The organism is Actinokineospora alba, from assembly GCF_004362515.1.
In the GTDB taxonomy this organism is placed as follows: Bacteria; Actinomycetota; Actinomycetes; order Mycobacteriales; family Pseudonocardiaceae; genus Actinokineospora; species Actinokineospora alba.
Window position 1 is genome coordinate 1311610 of record NZ_SNXU01000001.1, and the last position, 18788, is coordinate 1330397.

Consider the following 18788-nt stretch of genomic DNA (forward strand, 5'->3'; position numbering starts at 1 on the left):
TAGAGGACTGACCTGCGGAGATCAGCAGGCGCAGAGGCAGAACGGGTGCCCGGCGGGGTCGGCGTAGACGCGGAACGTCTTCTGCTCGTCGAGCAGCTTGGCACCGATCTCGACCGCCCGCTCGTGCGCGGCGGGCAGGTCCTCGACCTTGAGGTCGAGGTGGAACTGCTGCGGCCGCTCGCCCTCCGGCCACGTCGGCGCCTCGTAGTTCGCCACCGCCTGGAACTCGATCAGCGTGCCGCCGTTGCCGATCGTCGACCAGGAGTTGTCGGCGGCGGCGTCGGGCTCGGGCCAGTCGAGCAGGCGGGCATAGAACTTCGAGAGCTCCAGCGGGTCGGGACAGTCGAGGACGACCGAGCCGAGTGTGGGTACAGACATGATTTCCTCCCAGATGCGTAACCGGTGATATGAGCATGCCGGTTAGGCGCGGACCCGTCAACCGGTAAAGGGCCTACAGTGGTTTTGTGAGTTCTACCCACGACGTGGAGTTGGTCCTCGACTTCCTGAACACCCTTGACGTCGAAGAGAACGCCGACCTGCTCGACGACGACCTGAAATGGCACGCCTGGCTGGCCTCGCGCGGTCTGACCGCGGGCGACCCCGCGCAGGTTCGCGCTGTCCGCGATGGGTTGCGGGGGCTGATCGGCGGTGCGCCGGCGGCGGCTCCGCCTGATGCGGAGGTGCGGGTGTCGGTGGTCGGGGGCGTGCCGAGGGTGTCGGCTGCGGACGTTGCCGGGGCGGTTTTGGCGGCGGCTAGTCGGCTGGCGGTGCTTGGGGAGTGGGAGCGGGTGAAGATCTGTCCGGCTGATGAGTGCCAGTGGGCATTCTTCGACCGGTCGCGGAATCGGTCTCGGACTTGGTGCTCGATGCAGGTTTGTGGGAATCGGGAGAAGGCTCGAGCGTGGCGGGAACGTTCGAAGCTTGGTTGATCCCTCGGGGGCGTCTCCCTCTGGCTTGATTGTTTAACTCTCGATCGGCGGTATCAAGGGCGGCCGTAGACGGCCGTCGCTGCGCGATCGGCAAGCCGACCCTTGATACCGCCGATCGAGAGTTAAAGGCGGCCAGGACGAGGGAGCAGGGGGAAGTGCAGGGATTAAGAGCATCGCTTGGGTGCTCTCGTCCGGGGTGGGGCTGTGGGGATTCGGTTGGGCTGGCCCGATCAGTTCGGGGATTGGGTTCGTGGGTGGTGGGGCGGGGCGGTGTGGGGCGGCGGAGTGGTCTTTAGGTGATTAGTTGGGCGATTGTGTAGATCGCCAGGCCTGCCAGGGCACCTACCACCGTGCCGTTGATGCGGATGAACTGCAGGTCGCGGCCTACCTGAAGTTCTACCTTGCGGGCCGTCTCGTCGGCGTCCCAGCGTTGCACGGTGTCGGTGATCAGGGTGGTGATCTCGTCGCGGTAGTTGAGGACGATATAGGCGGCGGCGCCCTCGACCCAGCCGTCGGCCTTGGTGCGCAGGGACTCGTCGTTCATCAGGCGGGTGCCGAGGGTCATCAGGCCCGCGCGGACGCGGGTGCGCAGTTCGCTCGACGGGTCCTCGGCGGCGTCGAGGAGCATCTTCTTGGCGGTGGTCCAGGCCGAGCCGATGAGGGTCTGCACGTCCGGGTGTTCGAGGACCTGGTGCTTCACCTGCTCCGCGCGTTCCATCACGCGGGGGTCGGTCTGCATGTCGCCCGCGAACTCGGTGAGGAACTTGTCCAGGGCGAGCCGCATGGGGTGGTTGACGTCGGTTTTGACGTTCCACGCGAAGGACAGGACCTCGCCGTAGACCTTGTCGGCCACCAGGGCGTCGACGAACTTCGGCGACCACGTCGGCGCGCGGCCCGAGACGACGCCCAGGACCTGGGCGTGGTTGGCCTTGACCCAGTCGTAGGCCTGGTCGCACATGAGGTCCACCAGCTTGTGGTGGGCGCCGTCGCCGATGACCCGTTCCAGCAGCTTGCCCATGGGCGGTCCCCACGGCGTGCCGACGATCCGGTTGACGACGGCCTGTTCCATGACGGCCTGCACGTCCTCGTCCCGCAGGACCGTGACGGCGCCGCGCACGACCGTGGACAGTTCCGAGGTGACCCGTTCGGCGTTGTCGCGCTGCGCGAGCCAGCCGCCGAGGCTGTTCGCCACCCCGACCCGGCGGAGGCGTTCGCGGACCACCTGTTCGGAGAGGAAGTTCGTGCCGACGAAGTCGCCGAGGCTGTCGCCGAGGACGTCCTTCTTGTTCGGGATGATCGCCGTGTGCGGGATCGGCAGGCCCATCGGCCTGCGGAACAGCGCGGTGACGGCGAACCAGTCGGCGAGGGCGCCGATCATGCCCGCCTCGGCGGCCGCCTTCACGTAGCCGACCCACGGGGGCGCGTCCGGCCACAGGGTCAGGCCGATGAAGATCGCCGTCGCCCCCAGCAGGAAGCCCAGGGCGACGCCCTTCATCTTCCGTAGTGCGCGACGCTTCTCAAATTCGCCCGGTACTTGCTCCACGACGTCATTGTCCGTGAGGATTCCTATCCATGCCTCGAACCACGCTTGTACCCAGGCTGCGTCCGTTCACGTCGACGATCTTCGCGGAGATGACCTCCCTCGCGGTGGCCAACGGCGCGGTCAACCTCGGACAGGGTTTCCCGGACACCGACGGTCCGGCCGCCATGCTGGCCGAAGCCCAGAAAGCCATCGCCGACGGGATCAACCAGTACCCCCCGGGGCCGGGGCGGCCGGAGCTGCGCGCGGCCATCGCGGCGCAGCGGTCGCGGTACGGGACGCCCTTCGACCCGGACTCGGAGATCCTCGTCACGGTGGGCGCCACGGAGGCCATCGCGGCGTCGCTGCTGGCCCTGGTCGAGGCGGGCGACGAGGTGATCCTCTTCGAGCCGTACTACGACTCCTACGCCGCCTCGGTCGCCATGGCGGGCGCCACCCGGCGGGTCGTGTCCCTGGTGGAGGAGCCGTCGGGCCGCTTCGGTCTCGACGTCGACGCGCTGCGGGCCGCGGTCACGCCCGCGACCAAGGCGATCCTGGTCAACACCCCGCACAACCCGACCGGGACGGTCTTCACCCAGGCGGAACTGGAAGCGGTGGCCGCGGTCTGTATCGAGCACGACCTGCTGGCGATCACCGACGAGGTGTACGAGGACCTGCTGTTCGACGGGCTGGCGCACGTGCCGCTGGGGTCGCTGCCGGGGATGGCGGAGCGGACGCTGACGATCTCCAGCGCGGGCAAGAGCTTCAACTGCACCGGGTGGAAGATCGGCTGGGTCTGCGGGCCCGCCGAGCTGGTCGCCGCGGTGCGCGCGGCCAAGCAGTTCCTGACCTTCGTCGGCGGCGCGCCGTTCCAGCCCGCCGTCGCGCACGCGCTGAACCACGAGGGCGCCTGGGTCCAGCAGCTGCGGGCCTCGCTGGAGGACAAGCGCGACCGGCTCTCCGCCGGGCTCGCCGAGGCGGGCTTCGGGGTGCGGCAGACGGCGGGCACGTACTTCGTCTGCGCCGACGTGCGGCCGCTGGGCTTCAGCGACGGCCTGGAGCTGTGCCGCGAACTGCCCGGGCGCATCGGGGTGGCGGCGGTGCCGGTGCAGGTGTTCACGGACAACCCGGATCGCTGGCGGCACCTGGTCCGCTTCGCGTTCTGCAAGAAGGACGACATCCTGGACGAGGCCATCAGCAGGCTGCACAAGCTCGCCTGAGTCCGGTTCCCACTGTCCCTCTTTGGTGGGTCACCCGGATCCGGCTCCCGGTGATCGTCGTCCGACCGGCGATGACGATCACCGGGAGGACCAAGTGGACACAGCCGAGCTCGTCCGCCGGGCGGGCACGGGTGACCAGACGGCGTGGCGCGACCTGGTCGACCGGCACGCGGGCCTGGTCTGGCGGATCGCCCGCGCCCACCGGCTCGACGACGCGGACGCGGCCGACGTCAGCCAGAGCACCTGGATCGCCCTCGCCGAGCACCTGCCCACGCTCCGGTCGCCGGAGCGGCTGTCGGCATGGCTGGCGACCACGGCGCGGCGCGAGTGTCTGCGGATGATCGCCGACCGCGGCCGCGAGGTGCGGGCGTCGGAGTGGTCCGACGTCGTCGACCACGAAGGCGAGCACCGCTGGCCGGAAACCGCCACCCTGCGCGGCGAACGCGACGACACCCTGTGGCGCGCGTTCGCGGCGCTGCCGGACCGCTGCCGGTCCCTGCTGGGCCTGCTCGCCTTCGCCCCGGACCTGAGTTACGCCCAACTGGGTCGGGCGGTCGGTATCGCGGTCGGCAGCATCGGTCAGACCAGGGGCAGATGCCTCGACGCCTTGCGGCGCAAGCTGATCGCACTCGGGCTACCGGGCGAGGTGGCGTGATGACCGACGCGGAGTTGCTCGCCGAGCTCGCGGGCATGTTGGACCGGATCGATCCCGTGCCCGCCACCGTTCGCACCGCGGCGATGTTGGCGGGGACGTTCGTCGGCGCGCGTTGGGACTGGTTGGAACTCTCGCCGCTGGCCGGGGTCGCGGTTCGGGGCGAGGCGCGGATGTGGCGGTGCGGGGCTGGTGTCATCGAGATCGCCGACCGGGTCCGCGGGCTGCTGACCATCCCGGTCACCCGCGCCGAACTGCACAGCGCCGCGGGGGTGGTGGCCGTCGCGGTGGACTCGGTGGGGGCTTTCTCCGTCCGGGTGCCCACCGGCCGGATGCGGCTCGTACTGCACCGGGCCGGCGAGGTTCCGCTGGTCACGGGATGGTTCCGGTGACCTGGGAACACCATCACCAGGCCGCGCTCGCCCATCAGGAACGCGGCGAGCCGTTGCGGGCCCGGCCGCACGCGCGGCTGGCCCGCGAACACGCGGCGACCGCGGCGCAGGCGGCGGAGTCCGCGCTGGTCATGGCCTGGATCGCGCATCAGGTCGGCGACCATGGCACGGCCGTCGCGCTGATCGACGACGCTCGGCCCGCGTTGTCCGGCCAGCTTCTCGCGCGTGCGGACTGTCTGCACGGGCTGGCGCTCTCCATGATGGCCGAGCACGAATCGGCGCTCACCGTCCTGGCACGAGCGGCGGATCGGCTGCACGACGGCCACTGGCGGGCCAACGCCCTGGTCGGCATCGGCATCTCGGCGGGCTACCTGCGGCGGTCCGCCGTGGCGGAAGACGCCTTCGACCGCGCGCACGACCTCTATCTCGCCCACGGCAAACCGGAGCGGGCCCGGACCTGCTTGCACAACAAGGGATTCGTCGCCGCCCAGGCAGGCGACTTCAGCCGCGCCCTGCGCCTCTACGACGCCGCGGCCATCGACGAGACCAAGCGGCCGGAAGTCCTGGTGGACCGGGCTAACGCGCTGCTCGGCGTCGGCTTGGTCAACAGCGCCGGACGGGCGCTCGCCCGGGCGGCGGTGGCACTCGGCGCCAACGGGCGTGGGCCCGCTTTCGCCGAGGCGACCCTCGCCCACGCGCGCCGTGCGCTGCTGGCGGGCGATCCCGACACCGCGGCGAAGGCAGCGGGGACCGCGGCCGAACTGTTCGAGGAGCAGCGCAATCCCGGGTGGTCGGCGCACGCCCACGCCGTGCGCCTGCGGGCCATGGGCCGGACTTCGACCGACGTCGCCGACCGGTGCGAGCGGGCGGGCTGGGTGGCCGAAGCCGCTGAACTGCGGTTGCTCGCCGGGCGGCTGGATCTCGTCGAGCCACACCGGTTCGCGGCCGAACCCGGTCTGCGTGCGCTGGGCTGGCTGGCCCGGGCCCGCGCGGCGCGCGATCCGCGGGCCGCTTTCGCCGCCTGCCGCGCGGGCGGTCTCGGCGACTCACGGCTCGCCGCGGTCGGGGTCGACGCCGCCGTCGCGGGTGGCAGGCCCCGAACGATCTTCAGCTGGGTCGAACGCTCGCGTGGCGTGCAAGCCCCTGGGTTTCGAGAAATCAGCGCGGCGCTCGGCGACCGCGTGTTGCTCGACTTTTTTGTCCACAAAGGACAGATGCGGATGGTTTCCGTTTCCCGAGGGCGGTTCCACTCACACGTCGTCGGCCCTGCGGACGCGATCGTCGAAGCCGCCGAGAGCCTGCGCGTTTCGTCCACACTGGACGCCAGAACCGGCGGCGCCACGGCTTCTCAGCGCGCGGCACGGGTACTTGACGCGATGCTGTTCGCGGGGCCGGTGATCCGGGATCTGGTCGTGCTTCCGTCGGCGGAGTTGTCGTCGGTTCCCTGGGCGGCGCTGCCGAGCCTGGTGGGCAGGCCGGTCTCGGTGGCGCCCTCGGCCGCCGCCTGGCTGCGCGCGGAACTCGCCCCCGAGCGGACCGGGCCGACCGCGTGGATCGCCTGCCCTGGCTTGACCCACGCGGCGGGTGAAGTGGCCGCCCTGCGGGCCCGGCACGGCGGCACGCTGGTGACCGGCGAGGAGTCGACCGTCGCGAACGTGCTCGGCGCGATGTCCGGCGCCGGTCTCGTGCACATCGCCGCCCACGGCCGCCACCACGCGGCGGCGCCGCGGTACTCCACGCTGGCCTTGGCCGACGGCCCGCTGCACGCCTACGACATCGAGCGCCTTCCCGAGCCTCCCCGACGGCTGGTGCTGTCGTCCTGCGAATCGGGCAAGGCGGACCTGCTGGGCCTGATCGCCGTTCTGCTCGGCCTGGGTGTCAGCACGGTGATCGCCAGCACCCTGCCGGTCCCCGACGATTTGGCGGTTCCGCTCATGACCGCGCTCCACGAGCACCTCGCGGCGGGCGCGGGGCCGGCGAAGGCACTCGCGGACGCCCAACTGGCGCACGGACACCTGGGGTTCGCCTGCTACGGCAAGCCGGGATGACAGTTGGGCGCCTGCAACTTTTGATTGAGTCTCGTCCGCATCGTTCGATGCCCCGATCCTGAACTCTCGACCGATGCTCCACGCCGGCCACCAAGGCAAGGTGGAGACATGTTCAAAGCCCTGCGAGACCCCCGCTTCACCCAAGGCTGTTTCGCCCTTGAGCACGATGCGGGCCAGCGGTCGCCGCCCCGCTCCTTGCTTGCCGCCAGGACTGATCGCGGCTCGGATTCACCCGCTACGGCTCACCGGGACATCACCGGCGACACCTGTTCCCGTGCGGCGGTGTGGGTCAGGCCGTCGTTGATGGCCTTGGCGATCTCAGCCGCCACCCTGGGCGCGGCGAAGGAGGTGCCGCTCCAGCGGGCAGCGCCATAGGTCCGGCCGGTTTCCGACTGGCGGACGTGGGCGCTGACGACGTCCACACCCGGCGCGGCGGTGTCGACCCAGGGGCCGTGGCCGGAGAACGCGGCCGGGCCGCCGTCCGGCTTGGTGGCGCCCACCGCGACCACCGACGGGAGGGCCGCGGGCCAGAAGGGTCGGGAGGTGCCGTTGTTGCCCGCGGCGGCGACCACCACGGTGTCGGTGAAGCGGGCGAACTCGTGGGTCAGCGCGGGCGGGCAGCGGTCGTCCGCGGTGTGGCAGCCGGCGGTCAGGACGATGACGTCGAGGTGCTCCCCGCGTGCCGCCGCGTGTTGCCGTGTGCGGCGCAGGGCCATGGCCACCGTGCGGTCGTCGGTGAGGCCGTGGGAGCTCAGCACCCGGTGGTGGCGCAGGACCGCCCCGGGCGCATGGCGCAGGGCCACCCCGGTGACGAAGGTGCCGTGGCCCGCTTGGGCGTCGGTGACACCGTCGCCCTCGAAGTCGAGGGTCTCCGGGGTCGGACCCCACTCGCCGAACCAGGGGCGGCTGGTGAACCACGGGTGCGGGTCCACGCCCGTGTCCAGGATCAGCACCGTGACCGGCTTGGCCCACTCCTCGGCGGGCGGTTCCGGCGGCAGCTCGACGGGCTCGGGCTTGGCGCCGGTGCCGTGCATGATCGGGGCGCCGACCATGACCGTGTGGACGTGGTTGGCCGACACCTTGAGGCGGTCGGCGTAGTCCGCGGCGATCCGGACGGCGTCCGCCGTCGGGCGCAGCCGCAGGGTCGCGTGGTCGGCCGAGTCCACGCGGTCGATCCAGCGGCCGAGCGCGTCGACGGCGGCGTCGAGGCCGCCGAGCGGGACGAGGAGCTGGCCGCGGTGGACCAGGCACTCGGCGGGGCCGCCCGGGTCGTGGTGCTGGAAGGCGGGATGGCGCTCGGCGATCTCATCGGTGTGCACAAGGGACACGCTCCCGTCGCAAGGGGACAGGCGCTCGCGGGAAGGCCCCGCGTCACCCGGAGTGGTGATTTCCACACTCTGTGATGTTCGACGGCCCGGAGTGCGGCCGTTCACCGTCTTTCCGGGTGGAACGAGCCCGGTTAGGGTGCAGAAATGCGGCTGAGTCGTGGATAGTGGCTTGGTTGCGCCGGGTAGTCGGGACCGAGTCGCGGATGGTGGTGACGAGCGTGGATCGCACAGTGAGCGTGCTGTTGCTCCGCGTCGCCGCCGTCGCCGGGCTGCTGATGGCGGTCTGGGTCGCGATGGTGCTGCTCGCGTCGAACGCCTCCGCCGAGGACAAGCCGCTGCCGCCGAAACCGCCCCGGACCGGTTCCGGGCTGATCGGTGGTCTCGTCGGGAACACCCTCAGCACCCTCGATGTGACACGCCCGCTGGTGAGCGGGCTGGTCGGCACGGTGTCGGAGGTCCCCCTGGTCGACGAGCCCGTCGACCTGCCGCTCCTGGAACCCCAGGCAGGCGTCAGCCAGTCGAGTGAGACGTTCTCGGCACCCGCCGCGGTGTCGGTCAAGCCGCCCGCGCCGCCGCGCAAGCCCGCGGTGAGCGCGCCCGCGCCGATCAAGGCCGCTCCGGTGCGGCCCGCACCCAAGGTCGAGGCGCCCGTCGAGGCGCCGCGGCCAGTCGTGATCCCGAAGGCCCCCGCCCCCAAACCCACTTTCCAACTGGTGTCCGGCTCGTCGGATGAAGAAGCCGACAGGCGCACCACCCCGGAACCGCCCGCCGCGCCCGCGGCACCGGCCGCTCCGGGGTCCACCGCCTCCGCCGCCTCCGATGGCGGCGGTCACGCCCGCGGCCTGACCGGCATGCTCGCCGGTCGCGCCCCGCTCACCCCGCCCGCGTCGGCGGGAGTGGCGGGTACGCGCGTCACGGACGCGGCAGGCAGATGTGCGGGGCTTCCCGCGTCGTCCCCCGACTGACCCAGCACCTTTCTCGGGGACAGGTGTGCCCATAGGGCGCCCGTGTCCGCTCTCGAACCATCTCCACAGCCCGATCTGCCGACCGCGCCCGTGCAGATCGGGACCCTGGCCCCGGCGCCGCGATGCCCCCGCGGCGCCGGGGCACCCACTGGCCGTCCACCTTGATCGGCACAACGAGGGGCTGTGCCGAATGACCTTCATGGTGGACGACCAGGTCGAAGTGCGCTGGATGGCGACAGACCCGGAAGGGTCAACGCGTTACGCCATCCAGCGCACTGCGCTTTTTAGCGGGTAAAGGGGTAGGAAAGCTAGTCAAGCGACCGGAATGTGCCCATACGGACTTATCGGTGCAGGCGATCCGGTGACATTCTCGGCCACCAGCGACAGTCTGCGCACGGCTTCGGCCAGTTGCGCGGGGGGCAGCGTGTAGGGCAGCCGGAGCCAGCGTTCGAGGCCGCCGTGGGCGGCGAACCGCGATCCGGGCGCCACCCGGACCCCGAAGTTCTGGGCGGTCACCGCGAGCCGGGTGCCGATCGGCTCCGGCAATCGGCACCACAGGCTCAGCCCGCCGCAGGGCACCTCGAAAGTCCACTGTGGACAATGGGTGCGGACGGCCTCGACCAAGGCGTCGCGACGGGCCGCGAGCTCCGCGCGGCGCTCCCGCGGAACCGGGTCCGCATCGGCGTAAAGTTCAGCCAGGACAAGCTGTTCGAGCACCGGCGAGCCCAGATCGTAGGCGTGCCGGGCGGCGGCGATCCGCCGGATGACCTGCTCCGACGCGCGCACCCAGCCCAGCCGCAACCCACCCCAGTGCGACTTGCTGGCCGACCCGACGGCCATGACCATGCCACCGCCGAACGCGGGCAGCGGCGCGGGCCCGTCGAGCGGGTCGCCGTCGAGGTCGAGTTCGACCAGGGTCTCGTCCACGACGACGGGCGTCCGCGCGCGGCGCAGCGCCGAGACGAGCCGGGCGCGCCCCTCGGCGTCGAGCCTGCGGCCGGTCGGGTTGTGGAAGTCGACGATGAAGTGGGCCAGGCGCGGCGACGCCTGGCGCAACGCGGCCTCGATGCCCTCGTGGTCCCAGCCGTCCTCGGCCAGCGGGACAGCGACGGGGATGGCGTGCGCCGCCTTGATCGCGTCGATGGCGTTGGGGTAGGTGGGGAGTTCGACCAGGACCCGGTCGCCGGGGTCGGTCATCGTGCGCAGGACAAGCGCGAGCGCGTGGTGGGCGCCGTTGGTGATCAGCACCTCGGCCGGGGAGGTCGGCAGGCCGCGGGCGGTGTAGCGCTCGGCGACGCGCTGACGCAGGATGTCGACGCCGTAGTCGTGGTAGCCGTGACCCGCCAGTTCCGCGGCGAACCGGGAGCGCACGGCGTCGATGGCCTTGGCGATGCCCGGCACCGCCTCGGGCGCCGCGCGGGCAAGGTCGAGGGGTTGTTCGTCGAGCGACTCCCACGTCCGGTCGGCTGGGACGGGCAGGGCGGTCCACGACCCGGACCCACGCCTGCTGACGATCAGGCCGTCGGCGCGCAGCAGGTCCCACGCGGTGCCGACGAGCGTGCGGCTGACGCCCAGGGCCTCCGCGAGTTCGCGCTCGGCGGGGAGGACGGTGCCGGGCGGGATCTGCCCGTCGAGGACCAGCAGCTTGATCCCGGCGGCCAGCCCGGCCGAGCCCTGCCTGCTGCCGTGGGCCCGCCACTCACCCAACAACCGGACCAATTGCTGCTTGGACACCCGCCCACTGGGTGGAACACTCGACGCCATGCGGCCAATTGTCGCAGATTGGCCCTCGATAGGAAGTCCAATCATTGTCAGGATGGCCGCATGGCCGTAGTCAACCTCCAGCATGTCCCGGTCCGGGTCGCGCCCGGACGCCGTCTCACCCAGCTGTTCGCCGGACTCGCGCTCTACGGGGCGAGCATGGCGCTGCAGATCGAGGCGGTGCTCGGCCTCGCGCCGTGGGACGTGCTGCACGAGGCGCTGAACAAGGTCACGGGGCTCAGCTTCGGCACGATCACCGCGATTACCGGTGCGATCGTGATGCTGTGCTGGATCCCGCTGCGGCAGCGACCCGGAGTGGGGACTATCGCCAACATCGTGCTGATCTCGGTGTCGGTGGATGTGACGCTGTTCCTGCTGCCCACACCGGATTCCCTACCGGTTCGGATCGCGTTCCTCGCCGCCGGGATCGTCCTTAATGGACTCGCCACCGCCGCGTACATCGGCGCCCGGCTCGGACCGGGGCCGCGCGACGGCCTGATGACCGGGATCGCCAACCGGTTCGGGTTCTCGATCCGCTGGGTCCGAACGGGAATCGAGGTGGCGGTCCTCGCCACCGGCTGGCTGCTCGGCGGCACTGTCGGAATCGGGACCGCGCTCTACGCGGTGGCGATCGGGCCGCTCGCGCAGCTGTTCCTGCCGCTGGTCTCGTGGAAGACGATTGACCCGACCATCAATTCCGGGGAGGCGGGCAGCTAGCCCGCCTGGGCCAACTCCGCGCTGACGACACGGTGCGTGACGCCGAAGTCCGCCAGGATATCGGTCACTACGCCCGGCTCGGCGAGCAGCGCCAGCAGGACGTGCTGGTCGCCGATCGTGGATTCCTTGCGGGCCAACGCTTCCCGCAGGGCTCCCTCGATGACCTTCTTGGACTCCGGAGCGATCGGGACGCGCCACCGCGGACCGAACGTGCGCCGCCGCTTGGCCGGAGCCAGGGCGCCTTCACCATGAGCGGACTCGAGTGCCTCGACCACCGCGTCGACGTCGATGCCGACCTCGCTCAGCGCCGCCGTGTCCGCTTGGGACAGTCCGCCGCGGCGGTGGACCTTGGCGATCGCTTCGGTGACCGCGGCGGTGGTGACGCCGTGCGCGGCGAGGATCTTCGCGCTGACCGTGTCGGCGTCCTTGAGCATGGCCAGCAGGAAGTGCTCGGGCCGAATCAGCGCGGCACGCTCCTGTTCGGCCAGGTGGACGCCGTCGCGCACGATGACGCGGGCGGACTTGGTGAATCGCTCGAACATCTACTTCCTCCCGTATTTCTTGTGCACGGCCTGCTTGCTCACGCCGAGTTCGTCCGCGATCTCCTGCCAGGACCAGCCGTCGATCCGGGCACTGCGGACCTGGACGGCCTCGAGTTGTTCGAGTAGTCGACGCAAGGCGGCCACCGCGCGCAGACCGACCCTGGGGTCCTTGTCGCCCGCCGCCGTGGCCAACTGGGTTGCTTCAGCCATGTCGTCAACATAGGTTGACGACACCGGGGTTGTCAACCTTCGTTGACGGAGGCAGGATCAGGGCATGCCGGGATTCGGAATCGCTGAAGCCGCGGGGGTGGGCCTCGACGGGGTCGAACGCCCCAGCGAGGACGTGGTGATCGTGCTGCCGGAGGCGGTGATCCTGCTCGACGGCGCCACCAGCTCACGGACGGACCTGCCCAGCGGAGGCGACTACGCCCGCGAACTGGGCGCACAACTGGCCGCGCGGCTGTCGGCCGCGCCCGAACTGGACCTGGCCCACCTGGTCGCCGGGTCGATCCGGTCGGTGGTGCGACACAACGGCTTCACCCCGGGCGACAGCCCGTCGAGCACCGTGTCGATCGTGCGGTGGGACGACACGACGGTGGAGGCGCTTGTCTTGGCGGACAGCCCGGTCGCGGCTTTCCTCACCGACGCTGTGGAGGTTGTGGCCGATGACCGGCTTCGGGCTTTGCGGCGGTCGGTGGACACAGTGGTCGAATGGCGCAACCGCGAGGGCGGGTTCTGGGTCGCGGAGGCTGTTCCCGCTGCCGCTTCACAGGCGATGCGGGCTTCGTGGGCTCGCTCGGAGGTGCAGGCGGTGCTGATGGCCAGCGATGGGGTTTCTTGCGGGGTCGATGAGTACGGCGTGTTCTCCGGGTGGGAGGAGATGCGGCGGATGGTTGAGGCTGAGGGGCCTTCGGCGGTTCTCGCGGCGGTTCGGGCGGCTGAGTTGGCTGATGTGGATCGGGTTCGGTGGCCTCGGACGAAGGTGCACGATGATCAAGCCTTGGTGCATCTGGACTTTCGCTAACTTCGGCTGGGGGCCTGTTTGGGTGGTTCGCCTTGATTTGGGGACCCCGGAAATGGGCCTGCGCGGGTAAAGCGGGCAGGATAGGGAAACTGCCCCGCGCCGCGAAAGTTTAGGCCCATTTCACCCCAAATCAAGGCGAACCACCCAAACAGGCAGGTGGGATCGGCCCGTTGCGACTCGGGGTGGCTGGGATTGACCACTTGCGACTCGGGGTGGTCGGGAATGACCACTTGCGACTCAGGGCGGTCGGGAATGACCACTTGCGACTCGGGGCGGTCGGGAATGACCACTTGCGACTCGGGGCGGTCGGGATCGACCTCCTGCAAGTCGGGGTGGTCCGGAATGACCTCCTGCGACCCGGTGCGGCCGGGATCGACCTCCCGCAAATCAGGATGGTCCGGAACGACCTCCTGCAACCCGGAAGTGCCAGGGAATGACCTCGGGCCGGTCGGGACCGACCTCCTGCACCCGGGGGCGGTCCGGAGCGACCTCCTCGGTCCGGCACGACCTCCTGCGACCTGAGATGGCCGGGATCGACCTCCTGCAAATCAGGGTGGTCGGAATTCGCCCGTTGCGACTCGGGGTGATTGCGATTGGTCTAGTGCTTGCCCACACCAATCCATTCAAAACCCGCGCGGCGGGCGACTGCCGGGTCCAGGAGGTTGCGGGTGTCGACGACGATCGGCTTTCGCACCTCTCCTGCCAGCCGGGGCCAGTCCAGGGAGCGGAACTCCGGCCATTCCGTCAGCACGATCAGGGCTTCGGCGTCCTGCGCTGCCTGGTATGGGTCTTCCGCGATGGTGATCGAGTTCAGGTCCGGGTGGGTGACCCCCGGCTTCAGGGCCGGGTCGTAGCCGGTGAGGGTCGCTCCCGCCTGTCGCAGGAGGGCTGCCACTGCCAGTGCGGGGGAATCGCGCAGGTCGTCGGTGCCTGCCTTGAAGGTCAGGCCCAGTAGGCCGATCTTCACGTGCGACAGGGAGCCGCCCTTTTTGCCGGTGACGGCGAGGCGGATCTTCTCCACCATGCGCAGGCGCTGGCGGGTGTTGGTGTCGATGGTGGCCCGGATGAGGCGGAACTCGAAGTCGGCGGCGTCGGCCAGTTGGAGCATGGCCGAGGTGTCCTTGGGCAGGCAGGAACCGCCCCAGCCGGGGCCGGGCTGCAGGAACGCCTGGCCGATGCGCTTGTCGTAGCCCATGCCCTCAGTGACATCAGTGATGTCCGCACCGAGGCGGTCGCACAGTTCGGCGACGGCGTTGACATAGGACAGCTTCATCGCGAGGAAGCAGTTGGCGGCGTACTTCACCAGTTCGGCGCTGGGGGCGTCGGTCAGCACGGTGGGGGCGCCGAGCCTCGAGTAGAGCGCGGCGACTCGTTCGGCGGCGTCCTGTTTGCTGCCGCCGACGACGATTCGGTCGGGGTTGAGGAAGTCGTAGACCGCGCTGCCCTCGCGCAGGAATTCCGGGTTGGAGACGACTGCGACATCGTCCCGGACCAGGAGTTCCTCGGTCCGTTCCGCGGTGCCGACCGGGACCGTGGACTTGTTGACCACGACGCAGCCCGAAGGCAGCAGGTCTCGGGTTTCCTCGATGACCGACTCGACGATGCTCAGGTCCGCCACGCCACCCACGCCCATCGGCGTCGGGACGCACAGGAACATGACCTCCGGCTGGCGCTCGACGGCGGCCGCCGCGCCCAGGACGAAGGTCAACCTGCCCGCGGCGATGCCCCCGGCCACGAGTTCGGCGAGACCCGGTTCGAGGATGTCGACCTCGCCCGCGGTCAGGCGCTTGATCTTGTCGGCGTCGACGTCGGCGCACACGACGTCGTGGCCCAGTGAGGCCAGGCACGCGCCCGTCGTCAGTCCCACATATCCGGTCCCGATCACGGCGATCCGTCGTACGAACACCGATTCCCCTCCCATTTCGGTCAGTTCGCCTGCGGCGTGGTCATCCTGCGGGCCGCGGCGAACGCCCGCAAAGCCTTGTCGTCACGGAGATCGACAAGTGGGTTGCCCCATTGGTCTTGCAGGTTCCCGTCAGCGGGACCCGACCTGCGGTCGGTCGCGGGCCAGCCCTGCGGGAACGGGCCCCGCGAAGCGAAGCCGAGAAGGTCGTCGTACACACCGATGTAGGCCAGCGCCTGCGGCCGCCAGTCGAGCACCTGCTCCGCCCGGCGCCTGCCCGCGGTGCCCAGTTCCGCGCGCCGCTCCGGGTCGTCGGCGAGGGCGACGACGGCGTCGGCGAGGCCGTCGCTGTCCCCCGGCTCGATGTACACCGCGCAGTCGCCGCCGGACACGACCGTCTCGGTGAGCCGGTAGGCGACCACGGGAAGCGCGTAGGCCATGTACTCCATGGTCTTGTTCATTGTCGACACATCGTTGAGCGGGCTGCGCGGGTCCGGGGAGAGACCGATGGAGGCCGCCGACAGATACCGGGTGATCTGCTCGGGGCCGACCCGTCCGGTGAACTCCACATAGTCGTCCAACCCGAGGTCGGTGCTCTGCCGCCTGAGATCCTCCAGGCAGTCGCCGAAGCCGAGGAGAACGAAACGGAAATCCTTGCGGTCCATCAGGTTCACGATGCGGTCGGCGGCCAGGAGAACCCCGTCGACGCCGTCCTGCGGGCCCATGATGCCCAGGTACGCGACCAGGTGCTTCCCGCCGCGCCGCGGGCCGTCGTCGACGACCGCGGGCCGCATGACCGAGGTGTCCGGGCCGGACCGCACGACGGTGGTGTGCTCACGGGGCACGCCGCCCCGGTTGACCGCGATGTCCTGGTAGGACGTGTTGGTGGAGATCACCCGGTCCGCGGTGCGGAACGTGCGCCGTTCCAACCACTTCAGCACCGCCAGCTGCGCCTTGCCGGGCAGCGACGTCGGCTCGCCGAAGCGCGACCGGAACACCTCGGGGTTGAGGTCGTGGTGGTCGAAGACGAACTTGACCCCACCGAGCTTCCACAACAGTGCCAGCGCCCAGTAGGTGTCCGGCGGGTTGCACGCCTGCATGACGTCGAACCGGGCGCGGCGGCGGACCTTGAGGGTCAGCCGGGCCGTGCGCAGCCAGCAATAGACGAACTCCCATGCGTAACCGAGGAGACCGTCGGCCTGCCGCGGCGGCGCGTACTTGTAGAGGTGCACACCGTCGAGTTCGGCATAGGCGGGATCGCCTGGGCCCTTGGGGCAGATCACCGAGACCTGGTAACCCGCGTTGACCAGCGCCTGGCACTCCAACCAGACCCGCCGGTCCAGCGGGACCGGCAGGTTCTGCACGATGATCAGGACATGAGGGGGCCGAGCACTCACGCGGACCTCTTTCTGAGGTGAGCTGACGCTTCGTAGTCGCTGAAACGGCCCCGAGAGTTACGGATCGCAGGTCACGATGTGCTCAATCACAGTCCCTTGACCTGGTCAGAGCACCCATTCGGTGTAACGCGGAGTGCCCGTGCGGTCGATACAGAATGCGATGGTCCGGTGTCCCCGTCGTGGCCGCCGCCGTGTCGGGAGGTGATGCCGGGGTGTACATCGCGTCAGCGCGGGCAGGCCGGGGCTCTCGACTGGGCTCGGTGCCCCCCACGGTCGTCGCGCTGGGCACGGTCAGCCTGCTCACCGACATCTCCGCGGAGATGATCACCGCGTTCATGCCGGTCTACCTGCTTTTCACCCTCCATCTCAGCTACGTCCAGTTCGGACTCATCGACGGCATCTACACGGGCGCGACCGCGATCCTGCGCCTGGTGGGCGGCCACGTCGCCGACCGGCTGCGCAGGCCCAAGCTGATCGCCGGAGTCGGCTATGGACTGTCCGCGTCCACCAAGCTGCTGTTCCCGGCGGTCGGCGCGTCGACGTTCGGCATCGGCGCGCTCATCGCGGTGGACCGGGCGGGCAAGGGGCTGCGCACGGCCCCTCGGGACGCGCTGATCTCACTGAGCGTGCCCACGGAGCGACTCGGCACCGCGTTCGGCGTGCACCGCGGCATGGACACCATCGGTGCCCTGCTCGGCCCGATCGTCACGTTCCTGCTGCTGGCCAACCTGGGCAGCGCCCCGACGCCGATCTTCGTCGTGAGCTTCGGTTTCGCGGCGGTCGGCCTGATCGTGCTGATGTTCTTCGTCCGGGAACGGCCCGTGGCCGAGGTCCCCGCCGGTCCCCGCCCGTCGATTCGAGCGGGGTTGGCGCTGCTCGCCGACCGGAGGTTCCGCCGCGCCTGCGCGGTCGCCGGGCTGCTCGGGCTGGCGACGCTGTCGGACGTGTTCGTCTTCGTGCTTGTGCAGCGCACCACGGAGATCTCGATCGGCGCGCTGCCACTGCTGCCCTTGCTGACGGCGGGCACGTTCCTGCTCGCCGCCGCCCCACTGGGCAGGCTGGCCGACCGGGTCGGCCGGTGGCCGATGTTCTTCGCGGGCCACCTGCTGCTCCTCGGCGTCTACCTCCTCCTGCTCGCGCCGTCGGGCGGGTACGTCGTCGCGGTCGCGGCGCTGGTGCTGCACGGGCTGTTCTACGCCGCGACCGATGGTGTCCTGTCGGCGTGGGCGAGCACGATGATCCCGGCCAGCCTGCGGGCTTCCGGACTGTCCGTCGTACAGACCGGGCAGGCGCTCGCCCGACTGACGTCCTCGGTAGCCTTCGGCTTTCTGCTGCAGTACACCGCGATCGGCACCGCCGTTCTCGTCGCGGTCGGAACGCTCGCCGCGGCCTTGCTCGTGGTGGCGCAGGTGACGAGGACCAGCGCATGAGAGACCTGGTGTCGCGGTATCGAATCGCGATCGGTTTGGTTCTGATCGTGGTCGTCGCGGGACTGACGTCGTGGTACGTGATCACCACCGCGCGCCCGGAGGCCGGCGCGGGCGGCCAGAACGGCGGCGTGTTGGTGATCGACCAGCGCGCGGGCGGCGACGCCGTATCCACTTTGGACGGAGATCCGGAGGGGCAGCGGACGCCGACCGGGCTGCGCTGCCAGCGGGTGTACTCGGCGGGCGGCACCACCGTGTGCCTGCGACCGTCCGGGGTGGGCTTCGAGGCAGCGGTCCTCGACGCGGGCGGCAAGACGCTGCGTTCGGTCGCGCTGCCGGGGGTGCCGAGCCGGGCGCGGGTGTCCGCGTCGGGGCGGATCGTGTCGTGGACGGTGTTCGTGACCGGCGATTCGTATGCGGCGCCGGGGGGATTCTCCACGCGCACCGGGTTCCTGGACCTGCGGTCGGGGACGCTGGTGGAGTCGCTGGAGAGCTTCTCGACCACTGTGGACGGTGCGCCGCACGACGCGGTGGACGAGAACTTCTGGGGCCTGACGGTCGCCGCCGACGACACCACCTTCTACGCCACGCTCGGGACCGGTGGCCGCCGGTGGCTGGTCAAGGGCGACCTGTCGGCACGCACGGTCGCGACGGTCCGGCCGGGGCCGGAGTGTCCGTCGCTGTCACCGGACGGGACGAAGGTGGCCTACAAGAAGGCGGGCCGCTGGGTCGGGCGGTGGGAGTTGGCGGTGCTGGATCTGGCCGCAGGCAAGGAGACTGTGCTGCCGAAGACCGAGGGCATCGACGACCAGGCCGCCTGGCTGGACGACTCGACCCTGGCTTACGGAGCCCCGTCGAGCTCGACGGGGGTGCCTTCGGTGTTCCGCGTGGCGGCGGACGGTTCCAGCGACCCGGTGCTGCTGGCGAAAGACGCATCCTCCCCGGTCCCGGCTGGTTGATGAAC

General features: G+C 70.3%; 19 protein-coding genes. 10 read left to right on the forward strand and 9 right to left on the reverse strand.

Annotated elements, in window-relative coordinates; translation table 11 throughout:
• Window positions 1-21 precede the first annotated feature (21 nt).
• Complete coding sequence (locus C8E96_RS06220; protein WP_091375914.1) at window positions 22-381, reverse strand: VOC family protein; 360 nt, start codon at window positions 379-381, stop codon at window positions 22-24.
• A gap of 83 nt (window positions 382-464) precedes the next feature.
• On the opposite strand from C8E96_RS06220, the gene C8E96_RS06225 reads away from it, so the two are divergent.
• On the forward strand, window positions 465-929 hold the full coding sequence (locus C8E96_RS06225) for a CGNR zinc finger domain-containing protein (RefSeq protein WP_166657890.1): 465 nt from the start codon (window positions 465-467) through the stop codon (window positions 927-929).
• Window positions 930-1221: 292 nt separating this feature from the next.
• On the opposite strand, the gene C8E96_RS06230 is transcribed toward C8E96_RS06225, so the two are convergent.
• Window positions 1222-2424 (reverse strand): DUF445 domain-containing protein, encoded by a 1203-nt coding sequence (locus C8E96_RS06230; protein WP_091375917.1) that lies wholly within the window; start codon window positions 2422-2424, stop codon window positions 1222-1224.
• Between the two features lie 77 nt (window positions 2425-2501).
• On the opposite strand from C8E96_RS06230, the gene C8E96_RS06235 reads away from it, so the two are divergent.
• The 4 genes from C8E96_RS06235 (at window position 2502) to C8E96_RS06250 (ending at window position 6760) form a co-directional block, all read left to right on the forward strand.
• Window positions 2502-3668 carry a pyridoxal phosphate-dependent aminotransferase gene (locus tag C8E96_RS06235; RefSeq protein ID WP_091375920.1) on the forward strand — a complete coding sequence of 389 codons (1167 nt, stop codon included), beginning with the start codon at window positions 2502-2504 and terminating at the stop codon, window positions 3666-3668.
• 94 nt (window positions 3669-3762) lie between these two features.
• Window positions 3763-4323, forward strand: a complete 561-nt coding sequence (locus C8E96_RS06240; protein WP_091375924.1) for an RNA polymerase sigma factor — start codon at window positions 3763-3765, stop codon at window positions 4321-4323.
• On the forward strand, window positions 4323-4712 hold the full coding sequence (locus C8E96_RS06245) for a hypothetical protein (RefSeq protein ID WP_091375929.1): 390 nt from the start codon (window positions 4323-4325) through the stop codon (window positions 4710-4712). The genes C8E96_RS06240 and C8E96_RS06245 overlap by 1 nt, the downstream gene beginning before the upstream one ends.
• Window positions 4709-6760, forward strand: a complete 2052-nt coding sequence (locus C8E96_RS06250) for a CHAT domain-containing protein (RefSeq protein WP_166657891.1) — start codon at window positions 4709-4711, stop codon at window positions 6758-6760. Before C8E96_RS06245 ends, C8E96_RS06250 begins: the two co-directional genes overlap by 4 nt.
• A gap of 242 nt (window positions 6761-7002) precedes the next feature.
• Here the strand turns inward: C8E96_RS06250 and C8E96_RS06255 are convergent, their stop codons facing one another.
• A complete protein-coding gene (locus C8E96_RS06255; protein WP_228769931.1) occupies window positions 7003-8079 on the reverse strand; it encodes a S8 family peptidase in 1077 nt (358 codons plus the stop codon).
• 227 nt (window positions 8080-8306) lie between these two features.
• On the opposite strand from C8E96_RS06255, the gene C8E96_RS06260 reads away from it, so the two are divergent.
• On the forward strand, window positions 8307-9053 hold the full coding sequence (locus C8E96_RS06260) for a hypothetical protein (RefSeq protein WP_133794205.1): 747 nt from the start codon (window positions 8307-8309) through the stop codon (window positions 9051-9053).
• Between the two features lie 312 nt (window positions 9054-9365).
• Here C8E96_RS06260 and yczR read toward each other — a convergent pair whose 3' ends face one another.
• Entirely contained in the window at window positions 9366-10817 is a 1452-nt protein-coding gene (gene yczR / locus C8E96_RS06265) for a MocR-like transcription factor YczR (RefSeq protein ID WP_091375943.1), read from the reverse strand.
• A 60-nt stretch (window positions 10818-10877) separates the two neighbouring features.
• Here yczR and yczE point away from each other — a divergent pair, with 60 nt between their 5' ends.
• Entirely contained in the window at window positions 10878-11531 is a 654-nt protein-coding gene (yczE, locus tag C8E96_RS06270; protein WP_091375947.1) for a membrane protein YczE, read from the forward strand.
• Here yczE and C8E96_RS06275 read toward each other — a convergent pair.
• Window positions 11528-12073 carry a Clp protease N-terminal domain-containing protein gene (locus C8E96_RS06275; protein WP_091375951.1) on the reverse strand — a complete coding sequence of 182 codons (546 nt, stop codon included), beginning with the start codon at window positions 12071-12073 and terminating at the stop codon, window positions 11528-11530. The two genes, yczE and C8E96_RS06275, sit on opposite strands and share 4 nt — an antisense overlap.
• Window positions 12074-12283: a sigma factor-like helix-turn-helix DNA-binding protein gene (locus C8E96_RS06280; RefSeq protein WP_091375955.1), complete on the reverse strand. Its 210-nt coding sequence runs from the start codon at window positions 12281-12283 to the stop codon at window positions 12074-12076.
• 64 nt (window positions 12284-12347) lie between these two features.
• Here C8E96_RS06280 and C8E96_RS06285 point away from each other — a divergent pair, with 64 nt between their 5' ends.
• Window positions 12348-13097, forward strand: coding sequence for a hypothetical protein (locus C8E96_RS06285; protein WP_091375959.1), 750 nt, complete (start codon window positions 12348-12350; stop codon window positions 13095-13097).
• Here C8E96_RS06285 and C8E96_RS06290 read toward each other — a convergent pair.
• The 3 genes from C8E96_RS06290 to C8E96_RS06300 form a co-directional block, all read right to left on the reverse strand.
• The gene (locus C8E96_RS06290) at window positions 13094-13483 is read right to left on the reverse strand and encodes a hypothetical protein (RefSeq protein ID WP_133794206.1); all 390 of its coding nucleotides are present in this window, start codon (window positions 13481-13483) and stop codon (window positions 13094-13096) included. The two genes, C8E96_RS06285 and C8E96_RS06290, sit on opposite strands and share 4 nt — an antisense overlap.
• 212 nt (window positions 13484-13695) lie before the next feature.
• Window positions 13696-15003 carry a UDP-glucose dehydrogenase family protein gene (locus tag C8E96_RS06295; RefSeq protein WP_091376967.1) on the reverse strand — a complete coding sequence of 436 codons (1308 nt, stop codon included), beginning with the start codon at window positions 15001-15003 and terminating at the stop codon, window positions 13696-13698.
• A gap of 20 nt (window positions 15004-15023) precedes the next feature.
• Entirely contained in the window at window positions 15024-16397 is a 1374-nt protein-coding gene (locus C8E96_RS06300; protein ID WP_091375963.1) for a glycosyltransferase family 4 protein, read from the reverse strand.
• Window positions 16398-16609: 212 nt separating this feature from the next.
• On the opposite strand from C8E96_RS06300, the gene C8E96_RS06305 reads away from it, so the two are divergent.
• On the forward strand, window positions 16610-17827 hold the full coding sequence (locus C8E96_RS06305; RefSeq protein WP_407642607.1) for an MFS transporter: 1218 nt from the start codon (window positions 16610-16612) through the stop codon (window positions 17825-17827).
• Window positions 17824-18783: a TolB-like translocation protein gene (locus C8E96_RS06310; RefSeq protein WP_091375972.1), complete on the forward strand. Its 960-nt coding sequence runs from the start codon at window positions 17824-17826 to the stop codon at window positions 18781-18783. Before C8E96_RS06305 ends, C8E96_RS06310 begins: the two co-directional genes overlap by 4 nt.
• Window positions 18784-18788: the final 5 nt, after the last annotated feature.